At 67.7% G+C, this 12,362-nt stretch carries 11 protein-coding genes; 8 read left to right on the top strand and 3 right to left on the bottom strand.

From position 1 onward, the window contains the following. The first annotated feature begins 296 nt into the window (after positions 1-296). The 3 genes from ACFYTE_RS34020 to ACFYTE_RS34010 are packed head-to-tail and all read left to right on the top strand — an operon-like array spanning position 297 to position 1,719. Complete coding sequence (locus tag ACFYTE_RS34020) at positions 297-632, top strand: hypothetical protein (protein WP_388718962.1); 336 nt, start codon at positions 297-299, stop codon at positions 630-632. After that, on the top strand, positions 629-868 hold the full coding sequence (locus tag ACFYTE_RS34015) for a LacI family DNA-binding transcriptional regulator (protein ID WP_388718960.1): 240 nt from the start codon (positions 629-631) through the stop codon (positions 866-868). Before ACFYTE_RS34020 ends, ACFYTE_RS34015 begins: the two co-directional genes overlap by 4 nt. Next, positions 865-1,719: a substrate-binding domain-containing protein gene (locus ACFYTE_RS34010; RefSeq protein WP_388718958.1), complete on the top strand. Its 855-nt coding sequence runs from the start codon at positions 865-867 to the stop codon at positions 1,717-1,719. Before ACFYTE_RS34015 ends, ACFYTE_RS34010 begins: the two co-directional genes overlap by 4 nt. Here ACFYTE_RS34010 and alr read toward each other — a convergent pair. Continuing rightward, complete coding sequence (alr, locus tag ACFYTE_RS34005) at positions 1,655-2,848, bottom strand: alanine racemase (RefSeq protein WP_388718972.1); 1,194 nt, start codon at positions 2,846-2,848, stop codon at positions 1,655-1,657. The genes ACFYTE_RS34010 and alr overlap by 65 nt on opposite strands. Positions 2,849-3,007: 159 nt before the next feature. Continuing rightward, positions 3,008-4,555 carry a PucR family transcriptional regulator gene (locus ACFYTE_RS34000; protein ID WP_388718956.1) on the bottom strand — a complete coding sequence of 516 codons (1,548 nt, stop codon included), beginning with the start codon at positions 4,553-4,555 and terminating at the stop codon, positions 3,008-3,010. A gap of 84 nt (positions 4,556-4,639) precedes the next feature. Here ACFYTE_RS34000 and ACFYTE_RS33995 point away from each other — a divergent pair, with 84 nt between their 5' ends. The 3 genes from ACFYTE_RS33995 to ACFYTE_RS33985 all read left to right on the top strand — a co-directional run bounded on the left by ACFYTE_RS33995 (position 4,640) and on the right by ACFYTE_RS33985 (position 9,547). After that, positions 4,640-5,896 carry an NAD(P)/FAD-dependent oxidoreductase gene (locus ACFYTE_RS33995; protein WP_388718954.1) on the top strand — a complete coding sequence of 419 codons (1,257 nt, stop codon included), beginning with the start codon at positions 4,640-4,642 and terminating at the stop codon, positions 5,894-5,896. 136 nt (positions 5,897-6,032) lie between these two features. Next, positions 6,033-7,979, top strand: a complete 1,947-nt coding sequence (locus tag ACFYTE_RS33990; RefSeq protein WP_388718952.1) for an amidohydrolase family protein — start codon at positions 6,033-6,035, stop codon at positions 7,977-7,979. Positions 7,980-8,113: 134 nt separating this feature from the next. Next, positions 8,114-9,547, top strand: coding sequence for an amino acid permease (locus ACFYTE_RS33985; protein WP_388718950.1), 1,434 nt, complete (start codon positions 8,114-8,116; stop codon positions 9,545-9,547). Between the two features lie 85 nt (positions 9,548-9,632). Here ACFYTE_RS33985 and ACFYTE_RS33980 read toward each other — a convergent pair whose 3' ends face one another. After that, a complete protein-coding gene (locus tag ACFYTE_RS33980; RefSeq protein WP_388718948.1) occupies positions 9,633-10,523 on the bottom strand; it encodes a LysR family transcriptional regulator in 891 nt (296 codons plus the stop codon). A 144-nt stretch (positions 10,524-10,667) separates the two neighbouring features. Between ACFYTE_RS33980 and ACFYTE_RS33975 the strand changes: the two genes are divergently transcribed. Both ACFYTE_RS33975 and ACFYTE_RS33970 read left to right on the top strand, forming a co-directional pair. Next, the gene (locus ACFYTE_RS33975; protein ID WP_388718946.1) at positions 10,668-11,402 is read left to right on the top strand and encodes an acetoacetate decarboxylase; all 735 of its coding nucleotides are present in this window, start codon (positions 10,668-10,670) and stop codon (positions 11,400-11,402) included. A 47-nt stretch (positions 11,403-11,449) separates the two neighbouring features. Next, the gene (locus tag ACFYTE_RS33970; protein ID WP_388718944.1) at positions 11,450-12,232 is read left to right on the top strand and encodes a 3-hydroxybutyrate dehydrogenase; all 783 of its coding nucleotides are present in this window, start codon (positions 11,450-11,452) and stop codon (positions 12,230-12,232) included. Positions 12,233-12,362 lie beyond the last annotated feature (130 nt).

Genomic DNA, 12,362 nt, shown 5'->3' with positions numbered 1-12,362 from the left:
TCTTCCTGCCCTGAGGCCTTGTCCGGTCCTTACGGATCTCGAAGTCCATCGCACCCCTTGAACTGGGGTGTTGCAACGACTCCTAGAACCCAAGGGGTCGCGGGCGCCCCTGCCTGACGCACCAGCCCTTGGGTAGACGGTCGGTGAGCAGTGAGTGCTGGGAGAGACCAATTCAGACTCCACTGGACATCGGCCCATTGCTTACGCTTCCAGGATCATTCCGGCACCGAGTCGTTCGTGCCGCTCGCCGCCGATTCCACGCCGGCTGGAGCGGAGGGCTGCGCTGCTCCCGTACGGTGACGATCCCGCCCGGCTCCGACCCGGCGGTGACGCCCGTGCTCGACCTCGGCCGGGTACGCGGCTCCGTCGAGGTGGCCGTCGACGGCGAGAAGACAGGCGAGGCCTTCTGCGCCCCGTACCGCTTCCCGCTGCCGGGCACGGCCGGCCGCACGGTACGCATCGACGTGACGGTGTACAACACGCTGGCCCCGCACTTCAGCGAGGCCACCCCCACCGCCTGGATTTTTCCCTCCCAGCTGGTCTCGGGTCTGCTGGGCCCGGTCACTGTCATGACCGCACCGCCACCGGCGGAGACGGCACAGGCCGCTGAGACCGAGGTGATCGGAGGATGAGGGGCGTGACGACCACCAGGCCCCCCGCGCGTATCCAGGATGTCGCGGCCGCGGCAGGCGTCTCCGTATCCACGGTCTCCAACGTCCTCAACCGACCCGAGCGCGTCAACGCCCGCACTGCCGACCGTGTTCGGTCCGTGATCGCCGACCTCGACTACGTACCGCACCCGGGGGGCCGGCCGGCCTGCGCAACGGTCGCGCGTCCTCGATCGGGCTCGTCCTCCCGGACATCGTGAACTCCTTCTACGCACGCATCGCCCGGGGTGCGGCCGAGGCGGCGTACGAGCACGGCTTCTCGCTTGTTTTGTGCGACAGCGGCGATCACCCCGGCCGGGAGCGCGACTACTTCGACATGCTCGCCGAGCAGCGCGCGGTCGGTGTCGTCGTCGTCCCCCTCGGAGCCGACCCGGACCGCCTGACCAGGCTGCGCCGGCGTGGTGTCCCGCTGGTCCTGACCGACCGGAAGTTGCCGCCGCAGGAGGGCTGTTCGGTCGCCGTCGACGACGTCACCGGCGGCCGCGGTATCAGGCAGTGCGCCGATCGCTACCAGGGCGCCCGCCAGGCGATCCGTAGCCGTCGCGGAGCCCGGCTCGACCAGGCCGTCGCCGGACAGATGACGGTCGCCGCGGGCGCCGCCATCGCCCGCGACCTGAGCACTCTCCCGGACTCGGTGTTCTGCACGAACGACTTTCTCGCGGTGGGCGTGTGCCAGGGGCTGGCGGAACGCGGTATCCGTGTCCCCGGCGACGTGCAGGTGGTCGGTTACGGCGATCTGGACGTCGCGACGCCGGCGGCCGTCCCCCTGACCACCATCCGGCAGCCGGTGGAAGACCTGGGCCGTACCGCCGTACAGCTGCTCATGGACGAGAACGAAGCCAGCGACGAACACGTCCACGAGACCCGCGTCTTCGGCCCCCGGCTCGTGCCACGGCACGCAGACGTGTCCACTTCGACGTGTCGAAGGTGCTCCGCAGCACCCACGGCGTCAGCCCGGCGCTGCGCGAGCGCGTATGCGGTCCGCATCAGCGTTCTTTCGAGCCGGAGCCACTGGCGTACGTGCGTGGTACACGTGCGCCGATGCGCGTGACGATCTCATAGGAAATGGTTCCTGCGGCACGTGCCCAGTCCTCGGCGCCGGGCTCGCCGCTGTCTCCGGGGCCGAAGAGCACGATCTCGTCGCCGGCTGCGGCAGTGTCGTCGCCGAGGTCGACGACGAACTGGTCCATGCAGACCGTGCCTGCCACCGTGCGCCGGCGGCCGACGGCGAGGAGCGGACCGGTACCCGAGGCGTGCCGGGGTACGCCGTCGGCATACCCCAACGGGACCAGACCGAGCGTTGTCTCACGGACGGTGTGGTAGCGGTGGCCGTAGGAGACGCCGTGCCCGGCGGGGACACGCTTGACGGAGACCAGTCGGGCGGTGAGCGTCATCGCCGGGCGCAGCCCCAGGGCCGTCGGCACGGACACCTCCGGCACTGGGCTCAGCCCGAAGAGCGCGAGCCCGGTGCGCACGAGGTCGAAGTGGGTCTGCGGAAGGTTGAGCGTGGCCGCCGAGTTGGCCAGGTGGAGGACTTCAGGGCTCATGCCCGTCTTCCGCGCCAGCTCGACCGCGTCACGGAAGCGCCCCACCTGCCGGTCGCATTCGGGGTGGCCTGGGGAATCGGCGTGAGCGAGATGCGACCAGATCCCGACGACGCGGACATGCCCGGACGCTTCCGCGCGTGAAGCCGACTCCAGCAGGGCGCGCCAGTGCGCGGGGGAGGCACCGCCGCGGCCAAGCCCCGTGTCGATCTTCAGGTGCAGCAGGCCCGGTCGGCCCGCAGTCAGTGCGGCCCGGGTCGCGGCCTCGACTGCCCAGGGGTCCGCGGCCGACAGTTCGATTCCGGCGGCAACGGCGGAGGCCCAGTCGTCGCCGGGGGCCAGCAGCCAGGCGAGGATCCGGCTCCTGATGCCCGCTGCGCGCAGTGCCAATGCCTCGTGCATCCGTGCGACACCGATCCAGGTTGCGCCGCCGGCCAGTGCCGCGCGGGCGCAAGGGACCATGCCGTGCCCGTAGCCGTCGGCTTTCACCACGGCCATGACTGCGGCGGAACCTGCCGCGTCACGCAGCCGAGCTGCGTTGGCCCGGATCGCTGCAAGATCGATTCGAGCCTCCGCGAGCGCGGGTGCGTCGTGAGCCCGGGGCGGGCGGCTGTTGACCTCGTGAGGACTGCCGATCTCCACGTCATCGTCCTTCCGGTGAATCCACCGATGTCTGGCGGCGCTACGGGATGGAGCCATGGTGTCGACGGGTGCAACGCGCTGTCATCGTGTGAACTGCACTGTTCTTCGGCGGCCCGGAGTGCGGCTGGCACATGCAAGCAAGTCGCATGAGCATCAGCCTGCGACCGTGCTGTCCGGTCCCCTTCGGACTGGCTCGTCACGATGGAGATGTGCCTGCAGCACCAGGGTTACGGCCAGTCGCTGCTCCGGATCTGATAGGTCCACGCTGCGGAGAAGATGCTCGATCCGGCGCATGCGCTGTCGCACGGTATTGGGGTGGAGCCGCAGGACTTGCGCGGCACGGTTGTAGTCGCCCCAGTTCATCAGCCAGATCAGCAAGGTAGCGGCCAACGCCTGCCGATCGCGGCCTTTGTCGTCCAGCCTGCTGAGGTCGTGGATCAGGTCACAAGGCAGGTTGGCGTGGTTGCGACGGATGACCAATTGAGCCCACACCTCTTCGTAGCTGACGGCTGGGCGCTCCAGCGCCACGCCGGTGCCCAGCACTTCGAGGGCCTCCCGGTTCCTGGCAGGGAGAGCCGCTGCCGAAGAGGTAGGTCGACTCGCGCCGACCTGCCCGATACGCCCGTTCAAGCTCAGGGAGCGAGCCCAGCTCCAGCTACCCGGTCCGTTACCGTCGGTGAGGAGCGCGAACACCAGCCCCTCCAAGTCGGTGAGGATCGGATCGGCCCAAGCGTGACGTCGGAAAACGGTGCGCCATAGAGCGAGATCATTCTGTGCGCTCGTGCCGTTCAAGCGCCCCAGCGCCGCCACCCGGACCTCTGGAGCGGGCAGGATCAGGGGCTCGGTCGAGGAGCTGTCAGCGGGTCTGCGGAACGCCTCACGGATCCGGTCCGCTGTATAGCGGCTGGAGAGTTCTTCGTGCGCACGCAGCCGGACGAGCAGCAATCCCAAGGAACGTGCCATGTCGACAAGACGTTTCCGCTTCTGCGGTGTCAGCTCACCGTTGTGGATTGCCCAGATCGAGCCGATGACCTCGGGGCCGACGCGGATCGGGACAACGAGACGCGTCAGGAAGCTGGGATCCTCGATTTCAACCTTGAACGGCTCAAGGCTCGTTGCAAGGCGGCGGAAGGTGCCTGCTGCGCGCAGCTGTGTCACGACCTTGTCTGGCACCGCGCGTCCCAGGATGCTGTCCATACGTGCCTGGTCGGCGGTCTCTCCAAAAGCCGAGTAGGCCACCACTTGACTCCGGACATCCTCCACCGTGATCGGGGCGGCGAGCAGCTCGGCGACGTCGTCACTGAGCCGGAAGATCCGTTGGTGCGCGTCGTCGGCGTTGTCGAGTGGTGCGTTGACTTGTTGGAGCATGGCATCAGCCATCGAAATGAACTGTACCCAGCTGACATCATCGGCCAACTCACCCAACGCGAGGGGGATATCGGCGGCCCACTCACACACGTGATCAGCGACGGGCGCCCGCAGCACCACACCCGCCGCCTGCCGTTCGGCGGCGCTGACGACCACCTGGATCTGGGTCTCTGCCGTGAGGGCTCCGGTGGCGAGAACGAGCGCGCCGTCTGCTGTCGGGCCGGCCGGGTCGCCGTACACGTGAAGCCCAGTCACCTCCACCGGCCGTCCCACAACCAGCGTCGTGGCTACCCCCGGGCCAAAGCCCTCGAAGATGCGATGCGCGGTGATCATGCTGCACGAATGTACTCCCGGAACAATCCAATGAACTGAGAGTGTTGGGATTCAACATTCAATTGTGATGGGGCTCACCCCACCATGGGGGCCATGTCAAAGGTGATGAGTGACGGCGTCCCGCGGCGTGTGGCCGTCGTCGGCGCGGGCATGGTGGGACTCTGCACGGCTTGGTATCTGCAGGAGTACGGCGTCGAGGTGACGGTCCTCGACCGTGCGCGGGTGGCCTCGGGTTCCAGTTGGGGCAACGCTGGTTGGCTGACACCCGGCATGGCGACCCCGCTGCCCGGCCCTGAAGTGCTCAAGTACGGGCTGCGCGCCGTGCTTGAGCCCTCTTCCCCGGTGTACGTGCCGCCCTCGGCAAGTCCGCGTCTTCTCCGTTTCCTCGCTGGTTTCGTCGGCAACAGCACGCAGGGGCGCTGGGATCGGGCGATGGCGGCGCTCGCCCCGCTGAACCGTGCGGCTCTGGAAGCCTTCGCGGAGATCGAAGCCACGGGCCTCAAGGTAACGTCCAGGCCGGCCGAGCCCTTCACCATCGCCTTTCGCGGGGAGCGGTCGCGCCAAGCCATCCTGGAGGAATTGGAGCACATTCAGGCAGCGGGACAGCCGGTTGACTTCGATCTGCTCGACGCCGACGACGCGATCGCGGCCGTGCCCGCCCTCTCCGGCAGGATCAGCTGCGCCGTGGCGCTCAAGGGCCAGCGGTTCATCGATCCGGGCGCTTTCGTCAGGGCGCTCGCAGAGGCGGTCGTCTCACGCGGCGGAGTGCTGCGCGAGGGTGCGGAGGTGGCACGGGTCGCCGTAAGTGAGGACGGAGCCCGGGTCGGCGGAGCACGGTATGACGCCGTCACCCTGGCGACGGGCGCCCAGCTGAACGCGACGGTCCGCCCCTTCGGTGTGAGGCGAATCGTCCAGGCCGGCCGCGGATACAGTTTCTCGGTCAAGACCGAGAAACTTCCCGATGGCCCGGTCTACTTTCCGGCCGAGCGTCTCGCCTGCACACCTCTCGGGGACCGACTCCGAGTCGCCGGGATGATGGAGTTCCGACCGGCCGACGCGCCCCTGGACCGGCGGCGCATCGCCGCCATGACGACGGCCGTCGAGCAGCTTCTCGACGGGCTTCATCTCGACGACCGCAGCGATGAGTGGGTGGGTTCCCGGCCCTGCACCACGGACGGTCTTCCGCTCATCGGGCGGACACGTCACCCGCGTGTGTTCGTGGCGGGAGGCCACGGCATGTGGGGCATCACCCTCGGCCCCGTCACAGGGAAACTCCTGGCACAGCAGATCGTCTCTGGTCGAACACCTCGCGAGCTGCGTGCCGTCGACCCCCTCCGGTGACAGAACTCGACCACCATCGACATCGCCGGAGCCACCGAGCCCAACCCTCAGGAAGGTTCCACCCGAGCACCGTCACCCGCGCCATCCGGGGACTTCGGTGCCGTCAACACCCAGGCCCACCAAGGAGTGAGAACACATGACTGACGCCCAGCACTGGAGCCGGAGAGGACTGCTGCTGTCGGCAGCCGTTACCGGTGTCACCGCTGCGGTATCCGGTACGGCACAGGCCGATTCAGGCAGCACCGCGGCGGCGAAGCTCGACATCGCCCTGATCGGAGGGACCGTCGTCGACGGCACAGGGCGAGCCCGCTATATCGCGGACGTCGGCATCAAGGACGGCACGATCGCGAGAATAGGTGACCTCTCCTACGCCTCGGCCTCGGTGAAGATCGACGCCACCGGGCTCGTCGTCGCTCCCGGCTTCATCGACCTGCACACACACCCGAGCCCGAGTGACCTGCCGGTCGCCGAGGGCGCCCTACGCCAGGGTGTGACCACCGCGCTCCTCAACCCCGACGGGTTCGAGGAGTATCCGATCGCTGAACTGTCATCGGTGGAAGATGCCGGTCTCGGCCACAACGTGGGGGCCTATGTGGCCTTCGATGCGGCGTGGAGAGGGGCCGTCGGGGAGAGGGACCGGCGCGCCACTCAGGACGAGATCCGGGCTATGAAGGGGTTTGTGGTGTCAGGCCTGCGCGATGGCGCCTGGGGTGTCGCCCTCGGCCTCGACTACATGCCGCAGCACAACTCCGATACCGACGAGGTAATCAAGATCCTCAGCGCGGCACGCCACTGGCGGACCAACACACCCAGTCACATCCGCAACGAGGACAAGGACGTCGTCGATGCGGTCGCCGAGCACCTCAGGATCGGTGAGAGAGCCGGCCTGGTGCCGATCATCACCCACCACAAGATCATGCATGTGTGCTGGGGCCAGTCCCGCAAGACCCTTGCGCTGCTTGACCAGACCAACGCGCGCGGCACCTATGCGGCCATGGACCAGTACCCCTACCCGGCCGCGATGACGGACCTCACCTGGATCGTCCCGCGGTCGGTGCTCGACGGCGGTCGTGACGCATACCTGGAGCGTTTCGCCGACCCCGAACTGCGACCACGCATTGCGCAGCAGATCGAGGAGCTTTTGCGCATCAAGGTCGGCGAGGCCAAGAACGTCAGCCTGGTCGACGAGCAGCGCACGCTGGCCGACGTCGCCACGGAGATGGGCGTCAGCCCCGGCGAGGCAACCATGCGGATCATCGAGAAGGAGAAGGACTGGACGAGCACGATCTACACGTTCGGTGACGAGGCGGACATCGAGCGCATCATGCAGCATCCCTTGGTCGCGGTCGCCTCCGACGGCGGAACCACGACGGATGCCACGACCCACCCACGCCACTACGGCACCAACCCGCGAGTCCTGGGCCGCTACGTGCGCGAGCGCGGTGTCATCGACCTGGAGACGGCTGTCCGGAAGATGACCGGGCTGCCCGCCACGCTCATCGGCATGGTCGACCGCGGGTACATCGCCGAAGGCATGGCGGCGGATGTCACCGTGTTCGACCCGGACACCATCGTCGACCGCGCGACTTTCGACAAGCCGAAGCAGTACGCGCAAGGCGTCGAGCACGTGATCATCAACGGGAAACTGGCGTTGACCCACGGCAGGCTGACCGACGCGCGGGCCGGCAAGGTCCTTCGGCGCGACGGGAACATGATCAGCCGACGTGAAACCGGCTCCGACAGGGTCCGGGCGTCGGCGAACGGCCGATTGGTTCCCCTGCAGCAGACCTCCGGTTGGCGGCACGCCCAGATCAGTTTCCATGCGCGGGGACACGACGGTGACACCACCGGTCATCTCGTGCTCAACTCACCCGACCACCACATCACCTTCGCCGGCACCCGGCTGGGCAAGCTCCAGGTGGCCGACGGCTGGGCGAGCATCACCGGCCGAGGCCGGATCGCCGGTCAGGACGAAGAACGCTCCTTCGTCCTCATCGTCGACGACAAGGACCCCTTCGAGGACGGCAAGACCGTGGTCACCGTCAAGATCGCAGGTGGCTACGCGATCAAGGGCGCACTCTGACCGACCGGTGCCCGCCGGTCCCGTCCACGGTATCGACGGGACCGGCGCCCCCGATCATCCGCATCACGAAAGAGCCGGAGCTTGTCCATGGAGCGTGTGAACACGGTGTCACCTGCACGAGGAAAGGTGCGAACATGACCACACCGAAGGTCCCGGAGGCGGCAGCCGCTGACGCCTCCGCAGAGGGCTACGAGCGCGGGCTCGGCAGCCGCCAGGTGCAGATGATCGCCATCGGCGGCGCGATCGGCGTCGGGCTCTTCCTGGGAGCCGGCAAGAACATCGAGAAGGCCGGCACCAGCCTTGTCCTGATGTACGCGCTCGCGGGCGTGGTCGTCTTCTTCATCATGCGGGCGCTCGGTGAGCTGCTTCTGTACCGCCCGGTCTCGGGTTCCTTCGCGGAGTACGCCCGCGAGTTCCTCGGCCCGTTCTTCGGTTACGTGACCGGCTGGACGTACTGGCTGATGTGGGCCGTCACCGGCATGACCGAGCTGACCGCCGCGGCGATCTACATCAACTACTGGTTCCCCGACATCCCGCAGTGGAGCAGCGCCCTCGCCTTCCTCGTGCTGCTCTTCGGCGTCAACCTGATTTCCGTGAAGATCTTCGGTGAGCTGGAGTTCTGGTTCTCGATGGTCAAGGTGACGGCCATCATCGGCATGATCGTCATCGGTATCGGCGTGCTGACCCTGGGCTTCTCGCAGGCCGGCGACACCGCGTCCGTCTCCAACCTCTGGTCGCACGACGGCATTTTCCCGAACGGTATCGGCTCCAGCTTGATGACGCTGCAGGGGGTCATGTTCGCCTACCTCGCGGTCGAGCTGGTCGGCATCACGGCGGGTGAGTCGGAGAACCCGGAGAAGACCCTCCCCAAGGCCATCAACACCCTGCCCTGGCGCATCATCGTCTTCTACGTCGGTTCGCTGATCGTGATCCTCTCGGTCGTGACGTGGACCGAGTTCGGCGACGGCGTCAGCCCGTTCGTGGCGGCCTTCGGCAAGATCGGCATCCCGCTGGCGGCCGGCATCGTGAACTTCGTGGTGCTGACCGCGGCCCTGTCCTCCTGCAACTCGGGCATGTACTCCACCGGACGCATGCTGCGCGACCTGGCCGCCAACTCCGAGGCACCGAAGGTCTTCGGCAAGCTCAACCCGCGCAAGGTTCCGGCGGCGGGCATCACCGTCTCGGTGATCGTGATGTCGATCGGCGTGGTGCTGAACTATCTGGTCCCGGAGAAGGCGTTCGGATACGTCATGTCGGTGGCGACCGCTGCGGCGATCTGGACCTGGTCGATGATCCTCATCAGCCACATCCGCTACCGCGCCAAGGTCGTCAAGGGCCAGCTCCCGGCGTCGGGCTTCCCGGCCCCGGGCGGCACGGTGTGCAGCTGGATCGCGCTGGCCTTCCTCGCCTTCGTCACGGTGCTTACGGCGGTGGACCCCGATGGCCGGGTCTCGCTCTACGTCGGCGTCGGCTGGGCCGTGCTGCTGACGATCGGCTGGTTCGCCGGCAAGCGCGGCAGCCTGACGGCCAAGGCCGAGCCGGAGTATGCGGGCACGACCACCCGCTAGTGTGCTGCGCCGGAGATCACCGAACTGCGCAGGGCCTACCGCACCTTCGACGTGCCACCCACGGTCTCTGCCGTGGCTCCGGGCGTCATCGCTTTCTTGCTGGAGTAGCTGCGTCCGTAAGCCGGGCGGATCGGCTGGCCGCGGCGCGGGCGATGCGCTCCAGCCGATCGGTCAGGGGATGGGGGCCCCGGGCGGGCTGGATGAAGACCAGAGGGACCGGTGGTGCGTCGGCGATGGCGATGTAGCGGACGCCGGGGTGGGGGTGGGCGCGTGCGGACTGCGGGAGGACTCCGAATCCTCGGTCCGCTGCGACCATCTCGATCCATTCGTCGTATGTGTGGCAGGCGACGGCCACCTCGGGTCTTGAGGCGGCCGGCCACATGGCAGGGCCGACCGTGCCGCTGAGCTTGTTGACCACCAGGGCGTGATCGGCGAGTTCCGCCCAGTGCAGGCGCCTTCGGCGTGCGAGGGGATGGTGGCGGCCGACTGCCACCACGCGGTCCTCGGTGCCGAGTTCGACGATGTGGAGGCGACCGCCGGAGGCCGGTTTGCCGTAGATCACCGCGGCGTCCGTGTGCCCGGTGCCCACGCCGGCCGTGCGGTCGTCGCGCCGGACGAGTTCCAGCGTTCCCCCGGTCACCTGCTCGAACTCGGTGATGAGTCGCCGCGCCAGACCGCTGGGCAACAGCCAGGTGAAGCCCAGGCGCAGGACCGGACGGGAGCGCACCGACCGCAGTGCGGAGTCCAGTTGCGGGAGCAGTGCGGCCATCTCCGTACGCAGCTGGTGACCTGCTTCGGTCAGGCTCATACTTCGGGTGGTCCGGTCGACCAGGCGGACCCCCAGTGCCGTTTCCAGGCGGGCCAAAGACCGGGTCAATGTGGGCTGGGTGACCCTGCATCTGTCTGCGGCGCGGGAGAAGTGCTCTTCTTCCGCCAGGACCAGGAACCAGCGCAGGTCCCGGAGTTCCACATTCATACGTCCACTGTATAAAACCCGAGGGTCGCGCATTTCCGTCACCGGCCGGTCGGTGCCTAGCGTCGAAGGAGAGAAAGTCGGACGGCCTGCGGCGCGAGACCGCCCGGCACCAGACAAGATCGCGCAGCATGAACAGGCGATTCCATGGACATCGGCACCATCCTCCACACCTCCTCCACTCCCGTGGGCGGACCGGCCTACCCGCACGGCCCGTACCGCTTCGTCAGCCGGGAGTACCTGAACATCACCTATCGCACCGACCCTGACGCCATGCGGGCGGTCGTTCCCGAACCGCTGGAGGTCGATGAGCCGCTGGTGCGGTTCGAGGTGATCCGGATGCCCGACAGCAGCGGTCTGGGGGACTACACCGAGTCCGGGCAGGTGCTGCGGGTCCGGTATCAGGGCGAGCCAGCGGACTACATCCACTGCATGTACCTGGACAACGGGCCCGCGATATCCCTGGGGCGCGAGGCGAGCGCGTATCCCAAGAAGCTGGGCAAGCCGCGCCTGTACACCGACTCCGACACGCTGGTCGGCACCCTGAACTATGGATCACTCCGGGTGGCCACCGCGACCATGGGCTTCAAACACGCCGTGCTCAGCGAGCAGGAGGCGAGGGCGGAGATCGCCGCGCCCACGTACATGCTGAAGATCCTTCCGGGCTGCGATGGCACGCCTCGCATCTGCGAACTGGTGCGCTCCCAGATCACCGACCTGACTGTCCGGGGCGCCTGGACGGGGCCGGCACGTCTGCAACTGTTCGAGCACGCCCTTGCTCCGCTCGCCGACCTCCCCGTCCTCCACATCGTCAAGGCGACGCACGTGCTGACCGACCTCACGCTCCCGCGCGGCGAGATCGCACACGACTACCTGGCGTAGTCGAACGTCCCTGAGCGAACACTTCTTCTCCATCGAAAGGTGCTTCAGTGAGCACTCGCCCTGATGTCAACGGTACGTCGCTTTCTTTCGACCTCACCGGCCGCCGGGCCCTCGTCACGGGCGCGGGCAGCGGCATCGGCCGGGCCACCGCGGTTCGGCTCGCACGGTCGGGCGCCCACGTCATCGGTCTCGACCTGAACGAGCAGGCCGTACGGGAACTCGCAAGCGAGACCGGCGGTGAAGCGATTACCGCGGATCTGTCCGATCTCGACGCACTCGACCGCCTGATCCCGCAGGCCGACATCGTGGTCAACTGCGCCGGCATCCAGCAGGTCGCACCTGTGCATGAGTTCGACCCGGCAAAGTTCTCGCTGATGCTGCGCATCATGCTGGAGGCTCCGTTCAGGATCATCCGCAAGGTCCTGCCGGCCATGTATGCGCAGCAGTGGGGCCGCATCGTCAACATCTCGTCGGTACACGGACTGCGCGCCTCCGAGTTCAAGGGCGCCTATGTGGCGGCCAAGCACGGTCTGGAAGGGCTGTCCAAGGTCGTCGCGCTGGAGGGAGGCCCCCATGGCGTCACTTCCAACTGCGTCAACCCCGGCTATGTGCGTACCCCGCTGGTGGACCGGCAGATCGCCGACCAGGCCCGCGCCCACCACATCACCGAGGACGAGGTCCTGGAGTCCGTCCTTCTGGAGTCTGCCGCTCTCAAGCGGCTCGTCGAGCCCGAAGAGGTGGCCGAGGCGGTGGCCTTCCTGTGCAGTCCCCAGGCAGCCGCCATGACCGGCACCGACATCGTCATCGACGGCGGCTGGACGGCCCGCTGAAACGGGCCCACAGAACGGGTAGCCGGTCCACCACGGACCCAGGACCGGCTCCCGGGCGCTTGCCGGTGCCCCCTTCAGCGCACTGCGGACGCCATGCTCATCTGGAGATTGTGTGATCACGTCTGCGCCC

Source organism: Streptomyces sp. NPDC004629, from assembly GCF_042873595.1.
Classification (GTDB): Bacteria; Actinomycetota; Actinomycetes; order Streptomycetales; family Streptomycetaceae; genus Streptomyces.
This window is presented reverse-complemented; position numbering and strand designations above follow the sequence as displayed.